Consider the following 25,982-nt stretch of genomic DNA (forward strand, 5'->3'; position numbering starts at 1 on the left):
GGATGCTTTCGATGCAAGCCGCAACCAATGTCAGTCCCGAGGAAATCGCACGCTTCGGCAAGCTTGCCGCGCGCTGGTGGGATCCGGATGGCGAGTCCCGCCCGCTGCATGATCTCAATCCGGTCCGCGCTTCGTATGTGGCCGATCGCGTGAACCTGCGCGACGCGCGCGTGGCCGACGTCGGCTGCGGCGGCGGCCTGCTCAGCGAGGCGCTGGCCAAGGCGGGCGCACACGTGACCGGCATCGACCTGGGCGAGAAGGTGATCGAAATCGCACGCCTGCACATGCACGAGTCGCGACTGGAAAACCCGAGCCTCGATATCGACTACCGCGTGCAGTCGTCCGCCGAGCTGGCTGCCGCCGAACCGGAAAGCTTCGACGCCGTGTGCTGCATGGAGCTGATCGAGCACGTGCCCGATCCGGCCGCCCTGGTGGGCGATCTCGTCCGCATGGTGAAGCCGGGCGGCCTGGTGGTGATGTCCACGCTCAACCGCACGCCGGCAGCGTTCGGTGCCGCCATTCTTGGCGCCGAATACATCATGCGCATGCTGCCGCGTGGCACGCATCACTACGCGCAGTTCCTCAAGCCGTCGGAGCTGGGGCGCCTGATGCGCCACGCCGGGCTGGAAGTCGACGACGTCTCCGGTCTTGGCTACAACCCGCTCAACCGCAAGGCGTGGCTGAGCCGCGTCACCGCCGTGAACTATCTGATCAGCGCACGAAAGCCCGCATGAAGTCCTTTCCACAGAACGTCCAGGGCGTGCTGTTCGATCTTGACGGCACCTTGCTCGACAGTGCCCCCGATCTCTACGCCGCGTTGAAAACGCAGTGCGAGGAAATGCAGGTAGCGGTGCCGTCGTATGCGATGGTGCGCGAGGTGGTGTCGCGCGGTTCACGGGCCATCCTGCGTTGCGCTTTTCCCGATCTCGATGACGAGGCGCTGATGGAATACGTGCCGCGCTATCTGGAGCTTTACCAGGCCGTCATGGCCGAGCACACGCGCCCCTTCGATGGCATTGACGAGCTGCTTTCGTCGCTCGAAGCGCAGGGCATCGCCTGGGGCGTGGTCACCAACAAGCCCGGCTTTCTCACCGACGAACTGCTGGTGCGCATCGGCTGGATGTCACGTGCCGTCGCCGTCGTGTCGGGCGATACCCTGCCGGTGAAGAAGCCCGATCCGGCGCCGGTGTTGCTGGCGTGCGAGCGCGCCGGCCTCGATCCGTCGCGTTGCCTGTTCGTGGGTGACGACCGTCGTGACGTGATGGCCGGTGCGGCCGCCGGCATGTACACCGTCGCCGTGCGTTGGGGTTACCTCGATGGCGGCGATCCGCACCAGTGGGGCGCGGACCTGGTGGTGGATCACCCGGCCGATCTCACCAGCCGCCTGAAGGTGGCGGCATGAGCGGCACGGCGCTGCAGAGCTATATCGACAAGTGGCTGGCCGTGCAGCCGCAGCAGCGCATCGCCCTGGCGTTCGTTGACCAGAACGCCTATCCCGGCCATATCGCGCTGGCAGCGCTTGAGCAGGAACTGCTCGGCGCGGCCTACGGCATCCGCGAGCCGCACGTGGCGGCCACCAAGCTCAACTGGTGGGCGGAAGAGTTGTCCGGCGCGGCGGCCAGTGGCGGTCGCCACCCGCTGACGCAGGTCCTGTTTGACGACGATCGCGCCCATGCGATCCCGGCCGAGCACTGGGTCGCCCCGGTGCTGGCCGCCATGGGGCAGCTGGAAGAGGGCACGGCGGCCGACTTCCCGGCTCAACTCGCCGCCGGTTCGCTGCTGCATGGCGCCATCGCCGACCTGGAAACCACCTGGTGGTTTGGCGACAAGGCATCCAGCGAGCGCGCGACGCGCGTGGCGACCTTGTCTCACCTGTTGTATTCGCTGCTGCGACTGGAAGAAGACGCCGACCGCGACCGGCTGGCGCTGCCGATGTCGCGCCTGGCCAAGTTCGGGGTGAGCCGCAATGCATTACGCGAGGCGAGCGCCGCACGTAACGACGCCATCCGCGCCCAGCTGGACGACCTGCATCAGGCCTGGCGCGAGGCCGACAAACTGCCGGGGCCGTTGAGCGCCTTCCGTGGGCTGGAATCCCGGTTGGGCAAGGCCTTGGTGGCCAAGGCGCGCAAGGCTGCGGACCCGCTCGACGTGCTGCGCAAGGGGCAGGGGCGGCAGGGGCCTGGCGTGGCCTGGCAGGCCTGGCAGGCTGCCCGCGCTTGGCGCAGCAAGCTTGATTGAACGAGGCCGGGACGCAGCGTTTCCCCCACGCCACTATTGCGAGGCACCCCGGCTGCCCCAAGATTGAGGTCTCCCGCGCGCCCATGGCGCCAGCCGGATTCACAGGATTCACCCATGTACACCGAGGAAAACACCGCCCGCCTGCTTCCTGACGTGGCAGTCCATGCCCAGCCGCACCTGGTTGGCGAACTGGATTGGGTCGGCATGGACGGCATCGAAGTGCCCGTCCGTTTCGACGCCGGCGATGGCGACGTGCAGCGTGCCAGTGCGCGCGTCGGCGCCTTCGTCAACCTGCGCCGTCCCGACAAGCGCGGCATCCACATGTCGCGCCTGTACCTGCAGGTGGAGCAGGCGCTGAGTACGCAGACCTTGAGCACGGCAACCTTGCGCGACCTGCTGCGCGGTTTCCTGGACTCGCACAAGGATCTCTCCGATCGCGCCTGCCTCAGCATCCGCTTTGAGCACCTGGTGCGCCGTCCCGCGCTGCGCAGCGCCAACAGCGGCTGGCGCTCGTACCCGGTGACCATCGAAGCGAGCATGATCGGCGAGGAGCTGCTGTTGGAGTTCGGCACGGAGATCGTCTATTCCTCCACCTGTCCCGCCTCCGCCGCGCTGTCGCGCCAGCTGATCCAGGACCAGTTCGCGAAGGACTTCGATGCTGGCAAAGCGGTCGAGCACGCTGCCGTGCTGGCCTGGCTGGGCAGCGAGAAGGGCATTGTGGCCACGCCGCATGCACAGCGCAGTGTCGCTCGTCTGCGCGTGCGTCCGGCGGAAGGCGCGGCGTTCAACCTCATCGACCTAATCGACGTCACCGAGCAGGCGCTGGGTACGCCGGTGCAGACTGCGGTGAAGCGCGAGGACGAACAGGCATTCGCGCTCGCCAATGGCGGCAACCTGATGTTCTGCGAGGATGCGGCCCGCCGCATCCAGAAGGCCCTGGACGCCGATAAGGCACTGAGCGATTTCCACATCCGCGTGGAGCACCAGGAAAGCCTGCACCCGCACGATGCCGTCGCGTACGCCAGCAAGGGCGTCGAGGGCGGCTACGCAGGCAAGGGCTGCGCCTGAGCCCGTCCCCTATCGCCGCCTGCTAGCATGATGAAAGCCCGTGACCGGGCTTTCATCGTCTGGAGATCCGCATGTCGTTCCGTCTTCCCTTGCTGGCCGTCGCCACCGTGTTCGCGTTGTCCGCGTGCTCGATGTTCCACCACCACAAGGAAGAAGCTCCCCAGCCGCCGGTCGCAGCCGCCGCACCCGTGCACCAGGCCCTGATGAAGACGTTGGTGGGCGACGTGCGCTATGACCTGCCGCAGGCGGTGCCGGCCGATGCCGTGCTGATCGTGACGCTGGCGGACGTGAGCCGCCAGGATGTGGCCGCGCGCACCATCGCGGAAGAACGCATCCAGCCGGTGGGCGCCTCGCCGGTGGATTTCATGCTGAGCTACGACCCGGCCGAACTGCGCGACGGCGTGGATTTCGCCATTGGCGTGCGTTTGCAGCAGGGCGACAAGCTGCTTGCCATCAACGACACGCGCACCAGCGTGCTGGGCCGTTCCGGCGAGAACGGCCCGGTGAGCATCACCCTCAAGGCCGTGCCGTAACGGCGCTCACCAGCCTGCTCAATGCGGGCTGGTGCCTACGATGCCGGGCAGCAGCATCGGATCCAGTCGCACCTCGAACCAGTTGAAGCCCCAGTGCACATGCGGCCCGGTGGCGCGACCGGTCATGCCCGCCGCGCCGATCACCTCGCCTTGATGCACGGCCTGCCCAACCGTCACGTCGATCCGTGACAGGTGCAGGAAGTTCGAACTCAGCCCGAAGCCGTGGTCGATGAGCACGGTGCCGCCGGTGAGGTAGAGGTCGGGCTTGGCAAACGTGATCACGCCGTCGGCGGGCGCCTTCACCGGCGTGCCTTGGGGCACGGCGATATCCATGCCCGGGTGCGGTGATTTGGGCGTGCCGTTGAAGACGCGCTGGCTGCCGAAGCGTCCGCTGATGCGCCCCACCACGGGCCAGATAAAGCCCTGCGCGAAACCCTCGCGATCGTCGTCGCGCTTGCGCGCGGCGGCGACCTCGGCCTGTTCGCGCTGGATGCGCGTGGCGATATCGGGTGGCGGGTTCACCGTCTTGGGCGGCACGCCGTTGACGCGTTCCATCGGCCATGCGCGCGGTGTCACGGCGACGCGCGTGGTTTCGCGGCGTCCGTCAGGCAGGGTGAGTACGACCGTGATCGGCCCCTGCTCATCGCGGCTGGCGCCGAACACCAGCATGCCGTCCGAACCAACGCGGACCGGTTTGCCGTTCACCGTGGCGGTGGCGCCTGCCGGCACCGTCGCCGTTACCAGCCCACCTTGGGACATGCTTGGTGGCAGGTCGGCCGCCATGGCGGGCAGGGCGGCCATGCCGAGGGCGAGCCAAAGGCCCGCCCTCCGCGTGAACGTCATCGGGCGAAGGCCAGGCGCTGGCCGCGCACGCCCTGATCCACGTTCTGGCCGTCCCACACGCGCTGGCCGTTGACGAAGGTGGCCGCGATGGAGCTGTTGAAGGTGTATCCCTCGAACGGCGACCAGGCGCACTTGGACAGCACTTCCTCGCGACGCACGGTGTGCGGCTTGTTGGGGTCCACCAGTACCAGATCGGCGGCGTAGCCTTCACGCAGGAAGCCGCGTTCCTTCACGTCGAACAGCGTGGCCGGCGCATGCGTCACGGCTTCCACCACGCGCTCCAGCGTCAGTTGGCCTTCGAACACGCGCTGCAGGGCGGCCTGCAGGGCGAACTGCACCAGCGGCAGACCACCGGGCGCCTTGTCGTACAGCTGGCCCTTCTCTTCGAGGAGATGCGGCGCGTGGTCGGTGGCGAGCACGTCCAGGCGGCCTTCGGCCAGCGCCTTGATGATGGCCTCGCGGTCGGCGGCCGTCTTGATCGCCGGGTTGCACTTGATCAGGAAGCCCAGGCGTTCGTAGTCGCGGTCGTCGAAGTGCAGGAAATGCACGCAGGTTTCCGCGGTGATGCGCTTGCCCTTGACCGGGCCCGGCTCGAACAGCGCCAGCTCGTCCGCGGTGGAGATGTGCAGCACGTGAAGGCGGCTGTTGTGGCGCTTGGCCAGTTCGATGGCCAGGCGGGTGGACTTGATGCAGGCCTCGCGCGAGCGGATCAGCGGATGTTCGCGGGGCGGGATGGCGTCGCCGTATTTCTCGTGCGCCTTGGCGAGATTCACGTCGATCATCGGCGTGTCTTCGCAGTGCGTGATGATGGGCGTGGGGGCGTCGCGGAAAATGCCGTTCAGCACGTCCGGGTTGTCCACCAGCATGTTGCCGGTGGACGCGCCCATGAACACCTTGATGCCGGGGGCGGCGAGCGGATCGAGGCGGCGAATGGCCTCCAGGTTGTCGTTGCTGGCGCCCATATAGAACGCGTAGTTGACGGCGGAGACCTCCGCCGCGCGGGCGTACTTGGCCTCCAGCGTCTCGCGGTCCAGCGCGGGCGGCTTGGTGTTGGGCATCTCCATGTAGCTGGTGATGCCGCCGGCGGCGCAGGCGCGCGATTCGTGGGCGATATCGGCCTTCTGCGTCAGGCCGGGTTCACGGAAATGCACCTGGTCGTCGATCATGCCGGGGAACAGCCACAGGCCGCTGGCATCCACCACCTGCTCGCCGGGGCGGGCGTTCAGGTCGCCGGCGATGGCATCGATGCGCCCGTTCTTCACGCGCAGGTCGGCGTGGAAGCGGCGGCCTTCGTTGACCAGTTCGGCGTTCTTGATCAGCCAGTCAGTGGACATGGGGTTCTCCTGGGGTGCAGCGGCGGAAAGTGAAGTGTTCGGGGACGGGGTCGTGGCCACCCTCGCACAGCGGCTGGCAGCGCAGCAGGCGCCAGCCGGCGAGTGCGCCACCCTTGACCGGTCCGAAGCGCACAATGGCAATCCGTGCATAATCGGAGCAGCTGGGATGGAAGCGGCAGCGCTGACCCAGCAGGGGGCTTAGCCAGCGCTTGTAGAAGCCGAGCAGTAGAAGTATCAGTCGGGTCACGACGGTTTGACGCTGCCGAAACAGTTTGCGGCATGTAGTGTCGCAAGTATTCCAGAAGCGAGGTTGCCGGTGTAAGCCGCTTGGGCTATAACACCCGGCCGCCAAGGCCAAAATGGTGAAGGGATATGGCGAAAACGACGCGTAGTGCGACAGCCACCAAGCCGCAGAAGGGAAAGCCTGCCGGCAAGGTGAAAGACGTCAAGGCAGCCAAGAAGGCCGCTGCCGGGCGTAGTGCGGCCCCGGCCAAGGCCGCTGCTGCAAAGAAACCGGCTGCCAAGAAGGCGCCGGTGAAGAAGGTTGCCGCCGCCAAGAAGCCTGCCGCCAAGAAGGTCGTCGCCAAGGCCCCGGCCAAGAGCGTCGCCAAGAAGGCGGCTCCCAAGCCCGTGGCCAAGAAGGCGGTGCCGGCGAAAAAGCCGGTCGTCGCCAAGAAGATCGAAAAGCCGGTCGCCAAGAAGGTTGCGGCGCCCGCCAAGAAACAACCGCCCAAGTCGGTGACCAAGCCGGTGAAGCCGGCTCCCGCACCGGTAAAGGCGGAGACCAAGGCCGCCCCCGCCAAGGCAGCCAGCGCCGCTCCCGCCAAGCAGCCCGCAGCTGCGCGGCAGGCGGCACCGGCCCCGGTCAAGGCAGCCCCGGTTTCCCCCGCGGCGCCGGCCAAGCCGGCCGCTTCGCCCCTCATGGGCAAGGTGGCCAGTGCGACCGCGCGACATACCCCCATTAAAACTCAGAAAGCCCAGCAGTCCTCGATGAACAAATCTGCAACTCTCGACAATGGCATCACCCGCGAAGACGGCCGTTACGCGCTGCCTTCTACCACGCTGATCGATCTGCCCAAGGGTTATCGCCCCTCGAACGACGAGGAGTACATGAACCCCAAGCATCTCGCCTACTTCCGCAACAAGTTGCGCGAATGGCGTGAACAGCTGGTGGAAGAGTCGCGCCAGACCATGGAGAACCTGCGTGACGAGGTGCGTGACGTGGGCGACGAAGCCGAGCGCGCCACCCGCGAGACCGAAAACTCGCTGGAACTGCGCACGCGCGATCGTTACCGCAAGCTGATCTCCAAGATCGACAAGGCACTGCGCCGCATCGAGGAAGGTCGCTACGGCTACTGCGAGGAAACCGACGAGGAAATCGGCCTGGAGCGTCTCGACGCCCGTCCGATCGCCACCCTGTCGCTGGATGCGCAGGAGCGTCGCGAGCATCTGCAGAAGCAGATGGGCGACTGAACGGTCGTCTCCTTGCCGCTTGCCGCATGAAACAAAGCCCCGCCATGAGCGGGGCTTTGTTTGTTGGCGCCGGATGCCGGCTAACCGCCGCCCGGGATCAGGCCCGCAGCGCCGCCGCCGCGTACGCCTTGATCTTCGCCAGCATGGCGGCCAGGCCGTTGGAGCGGGTGGGCGAAAGATGCTTCGCCAGGCCGATCGCTTCGATGAAGCGCGGCTCGGTGGCGATGATGTCGCGGGCTGAGCGGTCGGAGTACACGCGCAGCACCAGGGCGATCAGGCCCGACACGATGGCGGAGTCGCTGGTGGCCTGGAAGTGGAGCTTGTCGGCGTTGCCGCTGGGCACCAGCCACACCATCGACTGGCAGCCGTGGACGCGGTAGTCCTCGATCTTCAGGTCTTCGGGGAATTCAGGCAGTTGTTTGCCCAGGTCGATCAGGTACTGGTAGCGCTCGGTCCAGTCACCAAAGAAGGCAAATTCGTCGACGATGTCTTGCTGCGCCTGGTCGGCGTTGGGAGTGGCGATGGCATTCATGGGGGCATTATCGCGCGTTTGGCTGTGTGACGCTTTTGCCTAGCCTCCGCTGGGGGGGGAGAGGGGGCGTCATGGATGGCTGCGGCTTTCAGGGGCGAGGGCAGGATTGGGGGGGCAATCTAGCCTTATCGCATCATAAGCGCCGTCATCCCTGCGAAGGCAGGAGGCGCTTTTCAACAGCCGAAGGGCTGGTCACCCAGTGACTTTGCTCTTGGCCTTCGGAGTCGGCGTTTCCGCGACCGGGCCGCTTACGCAGCGGGCGTTTCGACCTTCTGCCGAAGGCCGAGTCACTTTTCTTTTGCTGGCCCAAAAGATCCCACGGGGACTAGCTTCGCGTCGAAAGTAACCCAAAGAAAATGGCCTCTAGAGCTCCGGTAGCACCGTGTTGAATACAAGCCCTGAGGGCCTCGGTATTTGGCACCTCACGATCCATCCGACACACGGTACGGCTACACCGCAACGCACCGATACGCAGAGGGGCTCTGCATGGCGCGGGATACAAGCCCTGAAGGTTCCGAAGCCCGGATGGCGACAGGCGCAACGCCTACGCACAGCGGCTACCCCGCAACGCGCCGTCGCCAAGAGGGCTTAAGGCAGGGAGGCGCTTGGGCAGGCCACAGAGGCCATCGCTTCCGCCGCGCCCCTTTTGGGGAGGGGCGGGGCGAAGGAGGGTGAAGGGGGTGGCTTGATAAGCAGACTGAGCTTTGTATAGCTCAACCCTTGACCACACTCCATCGCGTGCCCTGGGCGCCATCCTCAATGGCGATACCCATCGCCGTCAGTTCCTCGCGAATGGCGTCGGCACGCTTGAAGTCCTTCGCCGCACGCGCAGCGCGGCGCTCTTCCAGCAAAGCCTCGATGCGTGCCTCGTCCACTTCGTTCGCGCCACCGGCCTGCTTGAACCAGCTCTCGGGATCCTGCTGCAGCAGCCCGAGCACTGCGCCTGCGCCAAGCAGGGCGGCCTTGGCTGCCGGGCTGCCGGACTGGCGCGCTTCATCGGCCAGTTGGGACAGCTCTGCAAGCGCCTGCGGCGTATTGAGGTCGTCGCACAATGCGGCCTCAACGGTGGCGGGAATGGGCAGGTGGGTCGTGTCGACGTCGACATCGGCCAGGTCGCGGAGCACGCGGTACCAGCCATCGAGCGTGCTGATCGACTGCGTGATGGCGCCTTCGGACCAGTCCAGCGGCTGGCGGTAGTGGCCGCGCAGCAGCAGCAGGCGCAGGGCTTCGGGCGGATGCTCCTTGAGCAGCTCGTGCACGAGCATCACGTTGCCCAGTGACTTGGACATCTTGCGGCCGCTGAAGGTCAGCATGCCGTTGTGCAGCCAGAAGCGCGCAAAGACCTTGCCGCCGTGGGCGCAGGTGGACTGGGCGATCTCGTTTTCGTGGTGCGGGAACTGCAGGTCGACGCCGCCGGCGTGGATGTCGATGGTATCGCCCAGGTGGGCTTCGCTCATGGCGGAGCACTCGATGTGCCAGCCGGGTCGGCCGCGACCCCAGGGGCTGTCCCAGCCGGGCAGGTCGGGCGTGGAGGGCTTCCACAGCACGAAATCGCCGGGGCTCTTCTTGTACGGGGCCACCTCGACGCGGGCGCCAGCCAGCAGTTCCTCGGGGTCTCGGCCCGAAAGCGCGCCATAGGCCGGGAACGACTCCACCTCGAACAGCACGTGGCCTTCGGCGGCGTAGGCGTGGCCGCTGGCGATCAGGCGCTCGATCATGGTGATGATCTGCGGGATATGCGCCGTGGCGTACGGTTCCACGTCCGGTGGGGCAATGCCCAGCTTCGCCATGTCCTCGCGGTACGCCTGGGCGTAGCGGGTGGTAATGCTCTCGATGCCCACGCCCAGCTGTTGGGCGGCGGCATTGATCTTGTCATCGACGTCGGTGATGTTGCGGGCGTAAACCACGTTGGGATAGTGGCGCCGCAGCAGTTTGGCCAGCACGTCGAACACCACCGGGCCGCGCGCGTTGCCGATGTGCACGTAGTTGTAGACGGTCGGCCCGCACAGGTACATGGTGACCCGGTTGGGGTCGAGCGGGGCGAACGTTTCCACGCGGCGCGTCAGGTTGTTGTGCAGCGAAATCGGCATCGGTCAGGTGGTCCGGACGGTGGGGCCTGCGCCGGGCGGCGCAAGCCAGTCGCGCATCTTAACAAGCCGCGGGGGCAGCCGCAGGCGGCCCGGACTCTCCGAAGCGGCCCGCATGCCGGCCAGAACAGTGCCAAAAGGGGGAGGGGAAGGCCGTTGTCTGCCCGCCTCAGGAATATCTCTAAGCGTTGATTCAGTGTGAATTTGCTGGAATGGATGCTAGAGGCGCAGAGATGCGTCCTCAGTTGCTCCTTGCGGAGGTCGTAATGACCAAGTGGTTGTTCCCCGCGCTGGTGCTGTCCCTGGTGACCACCGGCGTATTTGCGCAGGACGCGCGGTACCAGAATCAAAACGACGACAACACCCACTATGGATGGGCGGATGTGTTGCGCGTCGACCCGGTGTATGGCGTGGCACGTACCGAAGTGCCGCGGCAGGAATGTTATGACCAGCAGGTGGTGCGCCAGACGCCCAGCCAGGGTTCGGCCGCGGGCACCATTCTTGGTGCGGTGGTGGGCGGCGTGCTGGGCAGCACGGTGGGCAAAGGCAATGGCCGTACCGCGGCCACCGTGGGCGGCGCGGTCGTCGGCGGTGCGGTGGGCAACGGCGTCACCCAGTCGGGTGGCGGCGAATACGAGACCACCGAGACCCATTGCCGCCAGGTGAGCGCGGTGAGCGAGCAGCGCCGCATCATGGGTTACGACGTGGAATACCGTTACCGGGGCGAGGTATACCTGTCCCGCCTCAACTACGACCCCGGCGAGCGCCTGCGCGTGAGGGTGAGCGTTTCTCCCGCCGACTGAGATTCCGGCCATCGCCGCCTTCCGGCGGCGATCTGCCGTCCGGGCTTGCCTTTTGCGTCGCTCCTTGTTGCATGGCAGCGAAATTCCCGTCATGATTGAAGTTCAACCACCCGGAACTTTCATGTCCGCAGCCGTCTATACCGCCACTGTCCTCACTAGCGCCCGCATGGCCGCTGGGATGACGTCGCGTGCTCGCCGACCGCTGCTCCGCCAATTGGCCGGGTAGGCTGTCGCACGCGTTTAACGTGCATCGACGACAAAACCCGGCTTACAGCCGGGTTTTTTTGTTTCCGGGATTCGACATTCGACAAGGGCAACTTCCACCATGACGCTCCGCCACTTTCTGACCACCCAGGATTACAGCCGCGCCGAGATCGACGCGTTGCTCGATGAAGCCGCGGCCTTCAAGCGCTCCCCCCGCGGCCAGCAGCTGGCCGGCAAGTCGGTAGCGCTGATGTTCTTCAACCCGTCGATGCGCACCCGCACCAGCTTCGAGCTGGGTGCGTTCCATCTGGGCGGCCACGCCATCGTGCTGGCGCCGGGCAAGGATGCATGGCCGATCGAGTTCGAGGTCGGCACCGTGATGGACGGCGATACCGAGGAGCACATCGCGGAAGTCGCCCGCGTGCTGTCGCGCTACGTGGACCTGATCGCCGTGCGCGCCTTCCCCAAATTCCAGGACTGGAAGGTGGATCGCGAGGACAACGTCATCAAGGCGTTCGCCAAGTACGCCACGGTGCCGGTGATCAACATGGAAACCATCACCCACCCCTGTCAGGAGCTGGCGCACGCACTGGCGCTGAAGGAGCACCTGGGCAACCTGCAGAACAAGAAGTACGTGCTCACCTGGACGTACCACCCCAAGCCGCTCAACACGGCCGTCGCCAACTCCGCGCTGCTGATCGCCACCAAGATGGGCATGGACGTGACCCTGCTGTGCCCCACGCCGGACTACGTGCTCGACGAGCGCTACATGGCCTTCGGCTATCAGAACGCGAAGGAAAACGGCGGTTCGCTCAAGGTGAGCCACGACATCGAGGACGCCTATCGCGGCGCCGACGTCGTCTACGCCAAGAGCTGGGGCGCATTGCCGTTCTTCGGCCAGTGGGACAAGGAAAAGCCCATCCGCGACGCCAACAAGCACTTCATCGTGGACGAGGCAAAGATGGCGCTGACCAACAACGGCCTCTTCAGCCACTGCCTGCCGCTGCGCCGCAACGTCAAGGCCACGGACGCGGTGATGGATTCGCCTGCCTGCATCGCCGTCGATGAAGCAGAGAACCGCCTGCACGTGCAGAAGGCGGTGATGGCCTCGCTGATCGGCCAGCGCTGATCATGTACCAGCCCGCGCATTTCAAGGTGGCCGACAGCGATCAGCTGCACGCGCTGATGCGCGCGTACCCGTTCGCCACCGTGGTGACGAACGGGGAAGGCGGCCTGGCTGCCAACCACCTTCCGCTTGAGCTGGTCGACGGCAAGCTCCACGGCCACGTGGCACGCGGCAACGAACTGTCGGGCATAGATGGCGTCGAGGTGTTGGTGATCTTCCGCGGTCCGGACGGTTACGTGAGTCCGAACTGGTACCCGAGCAAGCGGGAAACCCATCGCGAAGTGCCGACGTGGAACTACGCCGTCGTGCACGTGCATGGCCGCCTGCGTACGGTCAGCGACGCTGCGTGGTTGCGCCAACTGCTGGAGCGCCTGACGGATCGCCATGAAGCGGGCCAGCCGGAGCCGTGGCGTGTCTCCGATGCACCGGAAGACCACATTGAAAAGATGCTGCGCGCCATCGTCGGGCTGGAGATTTCCATCGACCGCATCGAAGGCAAGTTCAAGCTCAGCCAGAACCATCCCGCCGCCAATCGGGCGGGTGTGCTCGCAGGGCTGGGCGAGCGGGCCGGCCGTGGCGATGCGGAGTTGGCGGCTCTCATGTCTCAACAGGAAGAGGTGCGCCGGTGAGCCATACGCATCAGCACCAGTACAAGGTCGACGTGACCTGGACGGGCAACCAGGGTGCCGGTACCCGGACGTACCAGAGCTATGGCCGGGACCATGAGATCCGCATCGCCGGCAAGCCCGCGCTGGAAGGCTCGGCCGACCCGATGTTCCGCGGCGACGCCAGCAGGCACAACCCCGAGGACATGCTGGTGACGGCCCTGTCCACCTGCCACATGCTGTCGTACCTGCACCAGGCGGTGCTGGCGGGCGTGGTGGTTACGGCCTATACGGACAGCGCCGAAGGCACGATGGAAACGGACGTCCATGGCGGCCACTTCACCGAAGTGGTGCTGCACCCCGTGGTCACCATCACGGCCGACAGTGACCCGGTCAAGGCCGTGGACGCACATGACGGTGCCCACCACGGATGCTTCATTGCCAGTTCCGTGAACTTCCCGGTGCGCGTCGAGCCCCGCATCGTGGTTGAATCTGTTTAACTATTTATCCGTTTAGCCATCTATTTCAGGATCCGCAAGTCATGAGCAAAGACATCGTTCTCGCCTTCTCCGGTGGCCTCGACACCAGCTTCTGCGTTCCCTACCTCAAGGAGCGCGGCTGGGCCGTCCATACCGTTTTCGCCGACACGGGCGGCGTGGACGCCGAGGAGCGCGCCTATATCGAGCAGCGCGCCAAGGAGCTGGGCGTGGCCAGCCATGTCACCGTCGACGGCGGCCCGGCGATCTGGAACGGCTTCGTGAAGCCGTTCGTGCAGGCCGGTGAGGCCTATCAGGGCCAGTACCCGCTGCTGGTGTCCGATCGCTACTTGATCGTGGATGCGGCCATTGCCCGCGCCAAAGAGCTGAGCACCAAGGCCATCGCGCACGGCTGCACCGGCATGGGCAACGACCAGGTGCGTTTCGACCTGGCCGTGAAGGCGCTGGGCGACTACGAGATCGTGGCGCCCATCCGCGAGATCCAGAAGGAGCACACCCAGACGCGCGCTTATGAGCAGGCCTATCTGGAAGAGCGCGGCTTCGACGTGCGTGCCAAGCAGAAGAGCTACACCATCAACGAGAACCTGCTGGGCGTGACCCTGTCTGGCGGCGAGATCGATCATTGGAAGACCCCGGGCGAGGGTGCCCGTGGCTGGTGCAAGCCGCGCTCCGAATGGCCGTCCGACAAGCTGTCGGTCACCCTCGGCTTCGAGAAGGGCGAGGCCGTGTCGCTCAACGGCGAGAAGCTGCCGGGCGCCAAGTTGCTGGCCAAGCTCAACGAGCTGTTTGCCCCCTACGGCGTCGGCCGCGGCATGTATACCGGCGACACCACCATCGGCCTCAAGGGCCGCATCGTGTATGAGGCGCCGGGGCTGATCTCCCTGCTGGCCGCGCACCGCGCGCTGGAAGAGGCCGTGCTGACCAAGCAGCAGAACCGCTTCAAGCCGGAAGTGGCGCGCAAGTGGGTGGAGGTGGTGTACGAAGGCTTCTTCCACGACCCGATCAAGACGGATCTGGAGGCGTACCTGGCCTCCAGCCAGAGCCAGGTCACCGGCGAGGTGGTGCTGGAAACCTCCGGTGCGCAGGTGACGGCGGTGGAAGTGCGCTCGCCGCACATCCTCAATGCCAAGGGCGCGACCTACGCCCAGTCGGCCGACTGGGGCGTGGCGGAGGCCGAAGGCTTCATCAAATTGTTCGGCATGAGCAGCACGCTGTGGGCCGAGATCAATCGCTGATTTCCTTGCTCGTCATTCCTGCGAAAGCAGGAATCCAGCGCCTTTCTGGCGTAACGGCGTAAGTCACTGGATCCCCGCCTTCGCGGGGATGACGGCTCAGGAAGTCCTGAGGCAACCCTTCACCATTCGGATCGCATGAGCGCATTACTGGACGACACCCTTCGACATCTTCGCGCGCTGGTCAGTTACGACACGCGCAATCCGCCGCGCGAGATCGGTACCGGCGGCATCTTCGATTACCTGCGGGACAACCTGCCGGGTTTCGACGTCACCGTGACCGATTACGGCGCCGGCGCCGTGACGCTTTACGCCGTGCGTGGCAAGCCGAAAGTGCTCTTCAATGTGCACCTGGACACCGTGCCCGATTCCCCGCATTGGACGGCCAGCCCGCATGAGCTGCGCGTCACGGAAGACCGCGCCATCGGCCTGGGCGCCTGCGACATCAAGGGCGCGGCCGCTGCACTGGTGGCCGTGGCGAATGTCACCAAGGGTGACATGGCGCTGCTGCTGTCCACCGACGAGGAAGCGAACGATCCGCGTTGCATCGCCGGCTTCCTCAAGGACAAGCCGGCCTATGACGCCATCATCGTCGCCGAGCCGACCAAGGGCGAGGCGGTGCTGGCGCATCGTGGCATCCATTCCGTGCAGATGCGCTTCAAGGGCAGTGCCGGCCATGCCTCGGGCGAGCAGAAGCCCAGCGACAGCGCCGTGCATCAGGCGGTGCGCTGGGGCGCGGCGGCGCTCGACTACGTGGAGAAGCAGGCGCACGAACGCTTTGGCGGCTTGACCGGCTTGCGCTTCAACATCGGTCGCGTGGATGGCGGCATCAAGGCGAACATGATCGCGCCCTCGGCCGACGTGCGCTTTGGCTTCCGTCCGCTGCCGACCATGGCTCCGGCCGAGCTGCTGCACACCTTCCGCACGCTGGTCGAACCCCATCCGGTGTCGTTCGAGGAGCTGTTCCACGGTGATTCGTTGCCGGCGGGCGACACCGCCACGGCGGAAGCGCGCCGCCTGGCTGCGCGCGACCTTGCGGACGAGCTGAACATTCCCATCGGCAACGCCGTGGACTTCTGGACGGAGGCGGCGCTGTTCTCCGCGGCCGGTTACATCAGCTTCGTCTACGGCCCCGGCGACATCGCCCAGGCGCATACCGCCGACGAATGGGTCTCGCTGGATCAGCTTGGGCACTACGCCGACACCATCTACCGCATCATCAGTGATAAGTCTGGTCAGGGACGGCCAGTTTTTGATTCTCGCGCTCATGGATGAGCGCAAAGGATGATTATGGAAGCCCACAAGCACACCCGGAAAACCATCGTCCGCCTGCTTTCGAGCATGGGCAGCGCGAAGGAGATCCAGCAATACCTCAAGCGCTTCTCGCAGCTCGACGCCAAGCGCTTCGCCGTGGTGAAGGTCGGTGGCGCGGTGCTGCGCGACGATCTGCCGGCGCTGACGTCCTCGCTGACCTTCCTGCAGCAGGTGGGCCTGACGCCCATCGTGCTGCATGGCGCGGGCCCGCAGCTCGACGAAGAGCTGTCGGCCGCCGGTATCGAGAAACACACGGTGAACGGCCTGCGCGTGACCACGCCCAAGGCGCTGGCCATCGTGCGCAAGGTGTTCCAGGACCAGAACCTGCGCCTGGTCGAGGCGTTGCAGACCATGGACACCCGCGCCACCTCGGTGCTGTCGGGCGTGTTTACGGCAAGCTATCTGGATCGCGACACCTACGGTCTCGTGGGCAAGGTCAGCAGCATCAACCTGGCGCCGATCGAGGCCAGCTTGCGCGCCGGTTCCATCCCGGTGATCGCCAGCCTGGGCGAGACGGAGGAGGGCCAGATCCTCAACGTCAACGCCGACTTCGCCGCCAATGAACTGGTGCGGGTGCTGCAGCCGTACAAGATCGTGTTCCTTACCGGCACGGGCGGGCTGCTGGACGACAAGGGCAACATCATCGACTCGATCAACCTCAGCACCGAGTTCGAACACCTGATGTCGCAGCCGTGGATCAACGGCGGCATGCGCCTGAAGATCGAGCAGATCGCCGACCTGCTGAACGACCTGCCGCTGACCTCGTCGGTGTCCATCACCAAGCCGTCCGAGCTGGCCAAGGAGCTGTTCACCCACAAGGGTTCCGGCACCCTGGTGCGGCGCGGCGAAAAGGTGAAGCGCTTCGAGTCATGGGAGGGCATCGACCTGGCGCGCATGCGTGAGCTGATCGAGTCCAGCTTCGGCCGCGCGCTGGTGCCGGATTATTTCGAACGCACCACGCCGTTCCGCGTCTATGTGAGCGAAAACTATCGCACCGCGATGATCCTCACCCTGGAAGACGGCCTGCCGTACCTCGACAAGTTCGCCGTGCTCGACGATGCGCAAGGCGAGGGTCTGGGGCGTGCCGTGTGGCAGGTGATGCGCGAAGAGAACCCGCAGCTGTTCTGGCGCTCGCGCCACGGCAACGCCGTCAACCATTTCTACTACGCCGAATCGGATGGCTGCCTCAAGCAGCCGCGCTGGAAGGTGTTCTGGTATGGCATCGAAGCTTTCGACACGATCGCCCGTTGCGTCGCGCATTGCGCGCAGCGGCAGCCGACCCTGGTGGACTGAGACATGAGCACGACCAAACATCGCATCGGCATCGTGGGTGCCCGTGGCCATACTGGCGCCGAGCTGATCCGCCTCGTCGCCGCGCATCCCGCGCTGGAGCTGGCTTTCGTATCCTCGCGCGAGCTGGACGGTCAGCGCGTGGCCGACCACGTGGACGGCTTCACCGGCGACCTGCGCTACGCCAGCCTCGATGCCGAGGCCGTGGCGGCGCAGGGCGCGGACGTGGTGGTGCTGGCCTTGCCCAACGGCAAGGCAGCCCCGTATGTCGAGGCCATCGACAAGGTGAAGCCCGATACGCTGATCGTTGACCTGTCGGCCGATTACCGCTTCAACGAGAAGTGGTACTACGGCCTGCCGGAATTGACCCGCGGGCGTTGGCGCGGCGAGAAGCGCATCAGCAATCCTGGTTGCTATGCGACGGCGATCCAGCTGTCGATCGCGCCGCTGAAGGACCTGCTGGCGGCACCGCCGGTGAGCTTCGGTGTGTCGGGCTACTCGGGCGCCGGCACCACGCCATCGGACAAGAACGACCCGGAAAAGCTGCGCGACAACCTGATGCCGTACTCGCTCACCGGTCATATGCACGAGAAGGAGGCGAGCCGCCACCTCAACGTGCCGGTGGAGTTCATGCCGCATGTGGCCCCCCATTTTCGTGGCCTCACCGTTACCACCAACCTGTACCTGGCTCGCCAGGTGAAGCGCGAGGACATCGTTAGCCGCTTCAACGCCGCCTACGAAGGCGAGAAGCTGGTGCACGTGGTGGACGAGGCGCCGTGGGTCAGCCAGATCGCGCACAAGCACCACGTGGATATCGGCGGCTTCGCCGTGTCCAACGACGGCAAGCGCGTGGTGGTGGTGGCGACCCTGGACAACCTGTTGAAGGGCGCGGCGACCCAGGCCATGCAGAACATCAACCGCGCCATCGGCGTGGACGAGTACACGGCTATACCGATGGTTTGATCGTCATCCCTGCGAAAGCAGGGATCCAGTGCCTTTGCTCCAGAGCCAGCTAACTCGCAAAGCGAAAGTCGCTGAATCCCTGCCTTCGCAGGGATGACGGGCAAAAGATTGGTGCCTTAGATTCCTAGCAGGATACCCATATGACCCAACCCCTCTGGCAAAAATCCAACATCAAGATCGACGCCCGCATCATGACGTTCCTCGCGGGCGATGACGTGGTGCTGGATCGCGAGTTCTTCCTGCATGACATCACCGCCAGCAAGGCCCACGTGGAAGGGCTGGCCAACATCGGCGTGGTGAGCACGGATGAAGCGGCGGCGCTCAAGCGCGAGCTGGACGTGCTGGCGGACGATTTCCGGGCCGGGCATTTCGTGCTGGACGAACGCTACGAGGACGGCCACTCGGCCATCGAGGCGCGCCTGACGGAGCGTTTGGGCGATGCCGGGCGCCGCGTCCACACGGGCCGCAGCCGCAATGACCAGATCCTGGTCGCCACGCGTTTGTGGCTGAAGGAGAAGCTTGCCGCTCTGGAGCACCATTGCCGTGCCGTTGCCGCGGTCTGTCTCGATCGTGCCGCGCAGCCGGCCATTCCGTTGCCGGGCTATACGCACCTGCAGCGTGCGGTGGTGTCCTCCACGGGCATGTGGTTTGCGGGCTTCGCCGAAGGCTTCATCGATAATGCGCTGCGCGCGCAGCAGACGGCCCTGTTGATCGATGCCAATCCGCTGGGCACCGCGGCGGGCTACGGGGTGAACCTCAAGCTGGATCGCGAGCACACCACACAGGCACTGGGTTTCGCCCGCATGCAGGTGTCGCCGATCTATGCGCAGCTGTCGCGCGGCAAGTTCGAGATGGCCGTGCTCGAGGCCATCGCGGGGGCGCTGCTGGATGTGCGTCGCCTGGCCTGGGATCTGTCGCTGTTCACCACGGCGGAATTCAACTTCGTGAAGCTGCCGAGCGAGTACACCACTGGCAGCTCGATCATGCCGAACAAGCGCAACCCGGACGTGGTGGAACTGCTGCGCGCCAGTTATGCCAGCGTGGCGGCGGCCCGCACCGAGATCGAGCAGCTGCTGTCGCTGCCCTCCGGCTACCAGCGCGACCTGCAGTTCTCCAAGGGCTCGCTGTTCCATGGCGTCCGCCATGGCCTGGCCGCGCTGGAGTTGGTGCCGGACCTGCTGGCCCGCATGGAGTGGAACGAGCCGGCCATGCGCGCGGCGATCGAGCCGGCCATGTACGCCACCGACGTGGCCATCGAGCAGGCGGCGGCGGGCGTGCCGTTCCGCGACGCCTACCGCGCGGCGGCCGACGCCGCGGCCTCGGCGGGCGAGGGGCGCACCCCCGAGGCGAGCCTCGCGGCCCGCGTGTCGCCCGGTTCCGGCCATGACCTGCGCCTGGATGCATTGCGCGATAGACTCAGCCGTCTGGACGGCTAAACGGAGATCGGCATGGGGACCGTCAGTACGGGGAATGCCGAGCACTACACATGGGGGCAGGGTTGTGACGGCTGGCATCTGCTGGCCGGTGACGACCTGAGCGTCATCGAGGAGCGCATGCCGGCGGGCGCGCAGGAAGTGCGCCACCGGCATGAGCGATCCCGCCAGTTCTTCTATGTGCTGGAGGGCGAGCTGACGCTGGAGCTGGACGGGACGGTTCACCGGCTTCCCGCAGGGCACGGCCTGCATGTGCCTCCCGGCGTGGCCCACCAGGCGCGCAACGAAGGCAGGGCCGACGTGCGCATGCTGGTCGTCTCATCGCCCCGCAGCCATGGGGACCGCATGGCTGCGCCCCTGGAGGGCCGCTCATGAACGATATGCAGCACGGGTCCGGCATCCCCTCGCAGGCATTGCCCTCATGGCGCCGCGCCGTCCTGAAGGTCGGCAGCAACCTGCTTGCGGCTGATGGTGGCGGCCTGACGACGCAGTACGCTTCCGCGCTGGCCGATTTCATCCAGGCCAGTCGTGCCGCAGGCAGGGAGGTGGTGCTGGTGTCATCCGGCGCGGTAGCGGCGGGTCGCGCACAATTGCGCGAGCATGCGCCCAGCGGTGCTGGCCTCGCGGCTAGGCAGGCGCTGGCCGCGCTGGGGCAGGCGCCGATGATCGCCCTGTGGCAGTCGCTCAGTCCCCGCCCGGTAGCGCAGGTACTGCTGACGCATGATGACCTGCGCAATCGCAGGCGCTACCTCAACGCGCGCGCCACCCTGCGCGAGTTGCTGGCATGCGACGTACTGCCGGTGGTGAACGAGAACGATACCGTTGCCGTCGACGAGCTGAAGCTGGGCGACAACGACAATCTTGCTGCCATCGTGGCGGCACTGGTAGATGCCGACCTGTTGCTGATCGCTTCGGACATCGACGCGTTGTATACCGCCGACCCGCGACGCGATCCCTCGGCGGTGCCCCTGGGGCGGGTGGATGCGTTGACGCCCGAGGTACTGGCCATGGCCGGCGGCAGCGGCAGCGCGGTAGGCACCGGCGGCATGCGCACCAAGCTGGAGGCGGCTTCGAAAGCCGGCGCGGCAGGCGTTCCCACGGCGCTGTTCAGTGGCAGGAACGCGGCGGCGGTCACTGCGCTTGCCCACGGCGAGCTGCACGGCACTTTCTTTGCGGCAGGCCGCAGCCGCATGCAGGCCCGCAAGTACTGGCTGCACCATGCGCCCGCGGCGCCAGGGCGCATCCACGTCGATGCCGGCGCCGTACGGGCGCTGGCGGGTGGCCGGGCGTCGCTGTTGCCGGGCGGCGTGCTTGAGGTGGCCGGGGAATTTCGATCGCGGCGACCTCGTGGAGATCGTCGACGCCGACGGGCGGCCGGTGGCGCGTGGGCTCAGCCAGTACGGCGCGGGCGAAGTGAAGCGGCTCGCTGGCCGCCACAGCCGCGATATCGAATCATTGCTTGGCTACAGCTATGGCACGGAGGTCGTGCATCGCGACGACCTCGCCTCGCTGGCCGAGATCGAGACTATCGGAGACAACCACGCATGAGCGAGATCCGTTCCCTGGCGCTGGCCTGCCGCGATGCGGCGCCGCTGCTCGCCGTGCTGGACACGCCGGCCAAGCAGGCGTTGCTGATCGGTATGGCCGATGCGCTGAGGCACCGCACGGCCGACGTCCTTGCCGCGAACGCGAAGGACATGCAGCAGGCGGCGGATAAGGGCGTGCAGGGCGCGATGCTCGATCGCCTGCGCCTGGATGAGGCACGTGTCGCGGCCATCGCCCAGGCCTTGCGCGATGTTGCCGCCTTGCCCGATCCGGTGGGCGTGGTCACGCGCCGCGACACCCTCGCCAATGGCGTGCAGGTGGAACGCGTGCGTATTCCCCTTGGTGTGGTGGCGATGATCTACGAGGCGCGCCCCAACGTGACGGCCGACGCGGCGGCGCTATGCCTGATGGCCGGCAATGCGGTGATCCTGCGCGGCGGTTCCGAGGCCCTGCATTCCAATCGCGCGATTGCCGCGGCATTGCATGAGGCCCTGCAGGCGCACGGCCTACCGGCCGCCGCCGTGACGCTGGTGGAGGATCTCCGACGCGAGACCATGGTCGAGCTGCTGCAGCTGAGCGACATCGTCGATCTCGCCATTCCCCGTGGCGGCGAAGGGTTGATCCGTTTTGTCACCGAGCATGCGCGCGTACCCGTGATCAAGCACTACAAGGGCGTGTGCCACCTGTACGTGGACCGCGCCGCCGACCTGCCGCTGGCGCTCAACCTGCTGATCGATGGAAAGACGTCCAGGCCTGGCGTATGCAATGCACTGGAAACCCTGCTGGTCCATCGCGACATTGCCCAGGAGTTCCTGCCCCGCGCCGCTGCCGCGCTGCTCACGCGTGGCGTGTCGCTTCGGGGCGACGAGGCCACGCGTGCGCTCGTGTCGCAGGCAAGCGCAGCCACGGAGGAGGATTACGCCGCGGAGTTCCTCGACCTCATCATCGCCGTGCGCGTGGTGGACAGTTTCGACGACGCCATTGCCCATATCCGCCGCCACGGTTCGGACCATACCGAGGTCATCGTCACGACGGATGAATCAGCGGCACAGAAGTTCGTGCAGGCGCTGCGTTCGGCGGTGGTGATGGTCAACGCGTCATCGCGGTTTTCCGACGGCGGACAGCTGGGCCTGGGCGCGGAGATCGGTATATCGACCACGCGCCTGCATGCCTACGGGCCGATGGGGGCGGAGTCGTTGACCATCGAGCGATTCGTGGTGCGGGGGGAAGGGCAGGTTCGGCATCCGGAGAGTCGCGTTTTTTAGCGCTTTTCCGATTCCGGCCCCTGGGTGTCGTGCCGAGGACGCCGCGTCCGCGGTTTGGAGCGTTCCGAGCTGCGTCGATCTTCCGATCCCGCGCTGCCTCAAGTCCAAGCGCCTTCAGTCGATATCACCAGCATCGCTGACGATGCGGGAGGGCATCATGAACATCGATAGGTTCAAGCGCGAGCACGTGGATCTGATGGTGGCGGTGGGGGCGTTGCGCGAGCTGGTGCAGGCCGGCGTGCGGGAACATGCGGACAGCATTGTCCAGCAGCTGGTTTCGATGAGCGGCGCCATTCGCTTGCATCTGGCTGCCGAGGATCGCGTGCTGTATCCGGCGCTGGTCGCTTCCTCCGATCCGCTCATCGCGCAGACCGGCCGTGTGTTTCAGGAGGAAATGGGCGGTCTGGCGGCGACCTATATGGCGTTCGTCTCGCGCTGGAACATCGCCTCTGCCATTGCCGACGACCCGCAGGGATTTCGCGATGAGGCCAATGTGGTGTTCAAGGCGCTGCACCATCGGGTGCAGCGCGAGAACCAGGAGCTTTATCCACTCGCCGATCGCGTCTGAGCGCGCGGCGGACTGGCGCCCTGGCGCTCAGCCGCCGCGATGCCATGCCCTGACCGCCTCGACGAATGCCACGCAATCGGCAAAGCGGTTGTACAACGGCGTGGGCGAAATGCGGATCACGTCCGGTTCGCGCCAGTCGCCGACGATGCCGTGTCCCATCAGGTACTCGAACAGCGCGCGGCCACGCGCACGGCCGCCCTGTACGCGAAGGGACAGCTGCGATCCGCGGCGTGCGGGGTCGCTGGGGGTTACGACTTCCAGCACGTCGTTGAGCTGCGTCTGCACCAGCCATTCCAGATAGCCGGTGAGGCGCAGCGACTTTTCGCGTAGGTTCGACATGCCCGCGCGCACGAAGATCTCCAGCGATACACGTAGCGGCGCCAACGCGAGGATCGGTGGATTGCTCAGCTGCCAGCCATCCGCGCCATAGGTGGGCACGAACTCCGGTCCCATCTGGAAACGCGTGGTCTTGTCGTGTCCCCACCAGCCGGCGAAGCGCGGCAAGGTGGTGCGCGCGTGGCGCTCATGCACGAAGGCGCCGCCGACGGCACCGGGGCCGCTGTTGAGGTACTTGTAGCTGCACCAGATGGCGAAGTCGGCGCCGATGTCGTGCAACCGCAAGGGCAGGTTGCCCACGGCGTGCGCGAGATCGAAACCCACCATGCAACCATGGCGCTGCGCGAGGCGGGTGATCGCGGCGAGATCGAAGGCCTGGCCCGTGCGGTATTGGATGCCCGGCAGCATCACCAGCGCGATGCGCGAGCCGTGTTCGGCCAGCACACGTTCGATGGCTTCCATCGAAATGGTGCCGTTCGCCTCGTCACCCTGCAGTTCGATCAACGATGTGGCCGGATCGTAACCGTGGAAGCGCACCTGCGATTCCACCGCATAGCGATCCGTGGGGAACGAGCCCGCCTCGATCAGGATGGCGTGGCGCTCCGGCGTGGGGCGGTAGAAGCTCACCATCATCAGGTGCAGGTTCACGCCCAGGGTATTCATCGCCACCACTTCGGACGGCTGTGCGCCGACCACGGTGGCCAGGTCGTCGCGCACGAACTCGTGGTAATCCATCCACGGCAGGCGGCCCTTGAAGTGGCCCTCCACCGCCAGTGCGGCCCAATCGTCCAGTTCCGCCTGCAGTGCCGCGCGCACGGCGCGTGGCTGCAGGCCCAGCGAATTGCCACAGAAGTAGTGGCTGTCGCGCCCCTCGTGCGGAGGGATCAGGAACTCGTCGCGGAAACCGCGCAGCGGGTCGGCGGCATCCTGGGCCTGCGCCCAGGCGAGGGTGGCTTCGTACGGAGCAGACATCGGGGAGTCTCTTGCAGAAGCGCCGTGCCGACGGTGGCACGGCGCGTGTGAGGCGGCTTACTTCAGGCGTGCGGCGATCGCATCGCAGCCCTTGTCAAAGGCGGTGCGCCACGATGCTCCAGCGGAACTCTGCGCGGGGCGCAGGCAGCGCAGCTGGATGGCGTGGCCACCCTTGAACCAGTAACGCTCGCTGTAGCTGTACTGCGCACCATTTTCCTGCGCGGTGTAGACGAAGTTGTCGGGCGCGCCGCCGCTGGCGGCCTGGTAGCCGGTGAGGGCCTTGGCCTTGCCCATCGCGCCAGCGACGTATTGCTGGAACTCCTCGGCGTTGCCCACCTGCTTCACCGTCACCGACACGCGGGCGAGGGTGTTGTTGGACGTGGGGTCGGTGACCTGGAATACCCGCGCTTCCGGGTCGCCCTCGGTTTCCATGATGACGTTCCACTGGTCGGGCGTGCTGAAGGTCACACTGCCACCAGCCATGCTGATGTCGCCAGCATGCGTGGCGCCGGCGAAAACCAGCGCGCCGGCTAAAGCTAAGTTGCGGAAGAAGCTCATGCCTTTTCCTGTGAGAGGGTGTGAGGTTCGAAACGATGCAGCGGCAGCCCCAGCCATTCCAGGGCGGTGCCGTGGAAGAGTCGCGCGCGGGCGTCGTGGTCGAGTCCGAGTGACTCGATGCCGCTGCCCGGATGCTGTTCCCCCAGCGGGAAAGGATAATCGGTCCCCAGCATGACGCGGTCGACCCCTGTCACATCCAGGAGATAGCGCAGGGCGTGGGGGTCGTGCACGCAGGAGTCGAAATAAAGGCGCTGCAGGTACTCGCGCGGGTTGCGCGGGTTGTCCGTGGCCACCAGGTCGGGCCGCATGCGGTAGCCATGCTCGATGCGGCCGATGGTCCACGGAAAACTGCCGCCGCCGTGGGCCAGCATCACGCGCAGCTTCGGCAGGCGCTCCAGCACGCCGCCGAACACCAGGCAGCAGGCCGCACGCGATTGCTCGGCCGGCATGCCCACCAGCCAGGGCAGCCAGTACTTGGGCATGCTGGCGGTGCCCATCATGTCCCAGGGGTGCACCATGATGGCGGCGCCCAGGTCCGCGGCGGCCTCGAAGAACGGGAACAGCTCCGGTGCGTCCAGGTTCCAGTCGTTGCAGTGCGAGCCGACCTGCACGCCCTGCAGGCCCAGCTCGTCGATGCAGCGCTCCAGCTCGCGTATCGCCAGATCGGGCGATTGCAGCGGCACGGTGCCAATGCCGGCGTAGTGGCGGGGGTAGTCGTTGCAGATCTGCGCCATCTGGTCGTTCAGGTGGCGATGCAGCTCCAGGGCCTGATAGCCCGGCGCCCAGTAGGAGAACAGTACCGGCACGGTAGACACCACCTGCACGCCGACGCCGAAGCGGGCGTAGTCATCGATGCGCTGCTGCGGATCGAAGGCGGATTCCCAGACCTCGCGGAAGAACTTGCCATCTTTGTAGATGCGATGGCGCCCGTCGTTGTGGTTCATCACCGGGAACCGGTCGTCGCCGAACTTGGCGGCAAGGTTCGGCCAGTCACGGGGCAGGATGTGGGCGTGAGTGTCGATTTTGAGCATGCACCCGAGTGTATGCCACGGCCGGGGTGCCGTCTCGGCGCGGTGCAGCGTAAGTGGCGGCCACGGGCGCCCGCTCAGGGGTTGGCGAGATTCCGACAGCACTGACGGAAAGGCCGGGCGCATGGCTGGCGG

26 protein-coding genes and 1 pseudogene are annotated in these 25,982 nt (G+C 66.1%); 19 read left to right on the forward strand and 8 right to left on the reverse strand.

Annotated elements, in window-relative coordinates:
* Positions 1 to 11: 11 nt before the first annotated feature.
* The 5 genes from ubiG to HY57_RS20835 all read left to right on the forward strand — a co-directional run bounded on the left by ubiG (position 12) and on the right by HY57_RS20835 (position 3,839).
* Positions 12 to 734, forward strand: coding sequence for a bifunctional 2-polyprenyl-6-hydroxyphenol methylase/3-demethylubiquinol 3-O-methyltransferase UbiG (gene ubiG, locus HY57_RS09305; protein WP_019463943.1), 723 nt, complete (start codon positions 12 to 14; stop codon positions 732 to 734).
* On the forward strand, positions 731 to 1,402 hold the full coding sequence (gph, locus tag HY57_RS09310; protein ID WP_019463944.1) for a phosphoglycolate phosphatase: 672 nt from the start codon (positions 731 to 733) through the stop codon (positions 1,400 to 1,402). Before ubiG ends, gph begins: the two co-directional genes overlap by 4 nt.
* A complete protein-coding gene (locus HY57_RS09315; RefSeq protein ID WP_019463945.1) occupies positions 1,399 to 2,238 on the forward strand; it encodes a squalene/phytoene synthase family protein in 840 nt (279 codons plus the stop codon). Before gph ends, HY57_RS09315 begins: the two co-directional genes overlap by 4 nt.
* A gap of 114 nt (positions 2,239 to 2,352) precedes the next feature.
* Entirely contained in the window at positions 2,353 to 3,306 is a 954-nt protein-coding gene (folE2, locus tag HY57_RS09320; RefSeq protein ID WP_019463946.1) for a GTP cyclohydrolase FolE2, read from the forward strand.
* A 71-nt stretch (positions 3,307 to 3,377) separates the two neighbouring features.
* On the forward strand, positions 3,378 to 3,839 hold the full coding sequence (locus HY57_RS20835; RefSeq protein ID WP_019463947.1) for a YbaY family lipoprotein: 462 nt from the start codon (positions 3,378 to 3,380) through the stop codon (positions 3,837 to 3,839).
* An 18-nt stretch (positions 3,840 to 3,857) separates the two neighbouring features.
* On the opposite strand, the gene HY57_RS09330 is transcribed toward HY57_RS20835, so the two are convergent.
* Genes HY57_RS09330 through yidD form a run of 3 tightly spaced genes read right to left on the reverse strand, consistent with a single transcriptional unit; the run spans position 3,858 to position 6,263 of the window.
* Positions 3,858 to 4,682 (reverse strand): M23 family metallopeptidase, encoded by an 825-nt coding sequence (locus HY57_RS09330; RefSeq protein WP_019463948.1) that lies wholly within the window; start codon positions 4,680 to 4,682, stop codon positions 3,858 to 3,860.
* Complete coding sequence (locus HY57_RS09335) at positions 4,679 to 6,016, reverse strand: dihydroorotase (protein ID WP_019463949.1); 1,338 nt, start codon at positions 6,014 to 6,016, stop codon at positions 4,679 to 4,681. The genes HY57_RS09330 and HY57_RS09335 overlap by 4 nt, the downstream gene beginning before the upstream one ends.
* Entirely contained in the window at positions 6,006 to 6,263 is a 258-nt protein-coding gene (gene yidD, locus HY57_RS21170; protein WP_081500572.1) for a membrane protein insertion efficiency factor YidD, read from the reverse strand. Before yidD ends, HY57_RS09335 begins: the two co-directional genes overlap by 11 nt.
* 125 nt (positions 6,264 to 6,388) lie before the next feature.
* Between yidD and dksA the strand changes: the two genes are divergently transcribed.
* Positions 6,389 to 7,489: an RNA polymerase-binding protein DksA gene (gene dksA / locus HY57_RS22120; RefSeq protein WP_019463951.1), complete on the forward strand. Its 1,101-nt coding sequence runs from the start codon at positions 6,389 to 6,391 to the stop codon at positions 7,487 to 7,489.
* Positions 7,490 to 7,586: 97 nt separating this feature from the next.
* On the opposite strand, the gene HY57_RS09350 is transcribed toward dksA, so the two are convergent.
* Both HY57_RS09350 and cysS read right to left on the reverse strand, forming a co-directional pair.
* Entirely contained in the window at positions 7,587 to 8,021 is a 435-nt protein-coding gene (locus tag HY57_RS09350) for a SufE family protein (RefSeq protein ID WP_019463952.1), read from the reverse strand.
* A 713-nt stretch (positions 8,022 to 8,734) separates the two neighbouring features.
* On the reverse strand, positions 8,735 to 10,111 hold the full coding sequence (cysS, locus tag HY57_RS09355) for a cysteine--tRNA ligase (protein WP_019463762.1): 1,377 nt from the start codon (positions 10,109 to 10,111) through the stop codon (positions 8,735 to 8,737).
* A gap of 263 nt (positions 10,112 to 10,374) precedes the next feature.
* Here cysS and HY57_RS09360 point away from each other — a divergent pair, with 263 nt between their 5' ends.
* The 13 genes and pseudogenes from HY57_RS09360 (at position 10,375) to HY57_RS09415 (ending at position 22,953) form a co-directional block, all read left to right on the forward strand.
* The gene (locus tag HY57_RS09360) at positions 10,375 to 10,911 is read left to right on the forward strand and encodes a glycine zipper 2TM domain-containing protein (RefSeq protein ID WP_019463761.1); all 537 of its coding nucleotides are present in this window, start codon (positions 10,375 to 10,377) and stop codon (positions 10,909 to 10,911) included.
* A gap of 325 nt (positions 10,912 to 11,236) precedes the next feature.
* Positions 11,237 to 12,244 carry an N-acetylornithine carbamoyltransferase gene (locus tag HY57_RS09365; protein ID WP_019463760.1) on the forward strand — a complete coding sequence of 336 codons (1,008 nt, stop codon included), beginning with the start codon at positions 11,237 to 11,239 and terminating at the stop codon, positions 12,242 to 12,244.
* A gap of 2 nt (positions 12,245 to 12,246) precedes the next feature.
* Positions 12,247 to 12,870 carry an FMN-binding negative transcriptional regulator gene (locus HY57_RS09370; RefSeq protein WP_019463759.1) on the forward strand — a complete coding sequence of 208 codons (624 nt, stop codon included), beginning with the start codon at positions 12,247 to 12,249 and terminating at the stop codon, positions 12,868 to 12,870.
* Entirely contained in the window at positions 12,867 to 13,346 is a 480-nt protein-coding gene (locus tag HY57_RS09375) for an OsmC family protein (protein ID WP_019463758.1), read from the forward strand. The genes HY57_RS09370 and HY57_RS09375 overlap by 4 nt, the downstream gene beginning before the upstream one ends.
* 41 nt (positions 13,347 to 13,387) lie before the next feature.
* On the forward strand, positions 13,388 to 14,578 hold the full coding sequence (locus HY57_RS09380; protein WP_019463757.1) for an argininosuccinate synthase: 1,191 nt from the start codon (positions 13,388 to 13,390) through the stop codon (positions 14,576 to 14,578).
* A 135-nt stretch (positions 14,579 to 14,713) separates the two neighbouring features.
* Positions 14,714 to 15,850: an acetylornithine deacetylase gene (locus HY57_RS09385; protein WP_019463756.1), complete on the forward strand. Its 1,137-nt coding sequence runs from the start codon at positions 14,714 to 14,716 to the stop codon at positions 15,848 to 15,850.
* A 15-nt stretch (positions 15,851 to 15,865) separates the two neighbouring features.
* Positions 15,866 to 17,182, forward strand: a complete 1,317-nt coding sequence (locus HY57_RS09390; RefSeq protein ID WP_026033676.1) for an acetylglutamate kinase — start codon at positions 15,866 to 15,868, stop codon at positions 17,180 to 17,182.
* A 3-nt stretch (positions 17,183 to 17,185) separates the two neighbouring features.
* Positions 17,186 to 18,142: an N-acetyl-gamma-glutamyl-phosphate reductase gene (gene argC / locus HY57_RS09395; protein WP_019463754.1), complete on the forward strand. Its 957-nt coding sequence runs from the start codon at positions 17,186 to 17,188 to the stop codon at positions 18,140 to 18,142.
* A gap of 140 nt (positions 18,143 to 18,282) precedes the next feature.
* The gene (gene argH / locus HY57_RS09400) at positions 18,283 to 19,578 is read left to right on the forward strand and encodes an argininosuccinate lyase (RefSeq protein ID WP_038579581.1); all 1,296 of its coding nucleotides are present in this window, start codon (positions 18,283 to 18,285) and stop codon (positions 19,576 to 19,578) included.
* 12 nt (positions 19,579 to 19,590) lie between these two features.
* Positions 19,591 to 19,950, forward strand: coding sequence for a cupin domain-containing protein (locus HY57_RS09405; protein WP_019465207.1), 360 nt, complete (start codon positions 19,591 to 19,593; stop codon positions 19,948 to 19,950).
* Positions 19,947 to 21,123, forward strand: a pseudogene (gene proB, locus HY57_RS21175) (glutamate 5-kinase). Before HY57_RS09405 ends, proB begins: the two are co-directional and overlap by 4 nt.
* The gene (locus HY57_RS09410) at positions 21,120 to 22,385 is read left to right on the forward strand and encodes a glutamate-5-semialdehyde dehydrogenase (protein ID WP_019465205.1); all 1,266 of its coding nucleotides are present in this window, start codon (positions 21,120 to 21,122) and stop codon (positions 22,383 to 22,385) included. Before proB ends, HY57_RS09410 begins: the two are co-directional and overlap by 4 nt.
* 157 nt (positions 22,386 to 22,542) lie before the next feature.
* Positions 22,543 to 22,953, forward strand: coding sequence for a hemerythrin domain-containing protein (locus HY57_RS09415; protein ID WP_019465204.1), 411 nt, complete (start codon positions 22,543 to 22,545; stop codon positions 22,951 to 22,953).
* A 27-nt stretch (positions 22,954 to 22,980) separates the two neighbouring features.
* On the opposite strand, the gene kynU is transcribed toward HY57_RS09415, so the two are convergent.
* The 3 genes from kynU to HY57_RS09430 are packed head-to-tail and all read right to left on the reverse strand — an operon-like array spanning position 22,981 to position 25,850.
* Positions 22,981 to 24,261, reverse strand: a complete 1,281-nt coding sequence (gene kynU / locus HY57_RS09420; RefSeq protein ID WP_019465203.1) for a kynureninase — start codon at positions 24,259 to 24,261, stop codon at positions 22,981 to 22,983.
* Between the two features lie 57 nt (positions 24,262 to 24,318).
* Complete coding sequence (locus HY57_RS09425; protein ID WP_019465202.1) at positions 24,319 to 24,819, reverse strand: hypothetical protein; 501 nt, start codon at positions 24,817 to 24,819, stop codon at positions 24,319 to 24,321.
* A complete protein-coding gene (locus HY57_RS09430; RefSeq protein WP_019465201.1) occupies positions 24,816 to 25,850 on the reverse strand; it encodes an amidohydrolase family protein in 1,035 nt (344 codons plus the stop codon). Before HY57_RS09430 ends, HY57_RS09425 begins: the two co-directional genes overlap by 4 nt.
* Positions 25,851 to 25,982 lie beyond the last annotated feature (132 nt).

The sequence above is a fragment of the Dyella japonica A8 genome, from assembly GCF_000725385.1.
GTDB lineage: Bacteria > Pseudomonadota > Gammaproteobacteria > Xanthomonadales > Rhodanobacteraceae > Dyella > Dyella japonica_C.

Coding starts and splice junctions, on each gene's coding strand:
- ubiG (WP_019463943.1), top strand. CDS start 12: ATGCAAGCCGCAACCAATGTCAGTCCCGAGGAAATCGCACGCTTCGGC.
- gph (WP_019463944.1), top strand. CDS start 731: ATGAAGTCCTTTCCACAGAACGTCCAGGGCGTGCTGTTCGATCTTGAC.
- HY57_RS09315 (WP_019463945.1), top strand. CDS start 1,399: ATGAGCGGCACGGCGCTGCAGAGCTATATCGACAAGTGGCTGGCCGTG.
- folE2 (WP_019463946.1), top strand. CDS start 2,353: ATGTACACCGAGGAAAACACCGCCCGCCTGCTTCCTGACGTGGCAGTC.
- HY57_RS20835 (WP_019463947.1), top strand. CDS start 3,378: ATGTCGTTCCGTCTTCCCTTGCTGGCCGTCGCCACCGTGTTCGCGTTG.
- HY57_RS09330 (WP_019463948.1), bottom strand. CDS start 4,682: ATGACGTTCACGCGGAGGGCGGGCCTTTGGCTCGCCCTCGGCATGGCC.
- HY57_RS09335 (WP_019463949.1), bottom strand. CDS start 6,016: ATGTCCACTGACTGGCTGATCAAGAACGCCGAACTGGTCAACGAAGGC.
- dksA (WP_019463951.1), top strand. CDS start 6,389: ATGGCGAAAACGACGCGTAGTGCGACAGCCACCAAGCCGCAGAAGGGA.
- HY57_RS09350 (WP_019463952.1), bottom strand. CDS start 8,021: ATGAATGCCATCGCCACTCCCAACGCCGACCAGGCGCAGCAAGACATC.
- cysS (WP_019463762.1), bottom strand. CDS start 10,111: ATGCCGATTTCGCTGCACAACAACCTGACGCGCCGCGTGGAAACGTTC.
- HY57_RS09360 (WP_019463761.1), top strand. CDS start 10,375: ATGACCAAGTGGTTGTTCCCCGCGCTGGTGCTGTCCCTGGTGACCACC.
- HY57_RS09365 (WP_019463760.1), top strand. CDS start 11,237: ATGACGCTCCGCCACTTTCTGACCACCCAGGATTACAGCCGCGCCGAG.
- HY57_RS09370 (WP_019463759.1), top strand. CDS start 12,247: ATGTACCAGCCCGCGCATTTCAAGGTGGCCGACAGCGATCAGCTGCAC.
- HY57_RS09380 (WP_019463757.1), top strand. CDS start 13,388: ATGAGCAAAGACATCGTTCTCGCCTTCTCCGGTGGCCTCGACACCAGC.
- HY57_RS09385 (WP_019463756.1), top strand. CDS start 14,714: ATGAGCGCATTACTGGACGACACCCTTCGACATCTTCGCGCGCTGGTC.
- HY57_RS09390 (WP_026033676.1), top strand. CDS start 15,866: ATGGAAGCCCACAAGCACACCCGGAAAACCATCGTCCGCCTGCTTTCG.
- argC (WP_019463754.1), top strand. CDS start 17,186: ATGAGCACGACCAAACATCGCATCGGCATCGTGGGTGCCCGTGGCCAT.
- argH (WP_038579581.1), top strand. CDS start 18,283: ATGACCCAACCCCTCTGGCAAAAATCCAACATCAAGATCGACGCCCGC.
- HY57_RS09405 (WP_019465207.1), top strand. CDS start 19,591: ATGGGGACCGTCAGTACGGGGAATGCCGAGCACTACACATGGGGGCAG.
- HY57_RS09410 (WP_019465205.1), top strand. CDS start 21,120: ATGAGCGAGATCCGTTCCCTGGCGCTGGCCTGCCGCGATGCGGCGCCG.
- HY57_RS09415 (WP_019465204.1), top strand. CDS start 22,543: ATGAACATCGATAGGTTCAAGCGCGAGCACGTGGATCTGATGGTGGCG.
- kynU (WP_019465203.1), bottom strand. CDS start 24,261: ATGTCTGCTCCGTACGAAGCCACCCTCGCCTGGGCGCAGGCCCAGGAT.
- HY57_RS09425 (WP_019465202.1), bottom strand. CDS start 24,819: ATGAGCTTCTTCCGCAACTTAGCTTTAGCCGGCGCGCTGGTTTTCGCC.
- HY57_RS09430 (WP_019465201.1), bottom strand. CDS start 25,850: ATGCTCAAAATCGACACTCACGCCCACATCCTGCCCCGTGACTGGCCG.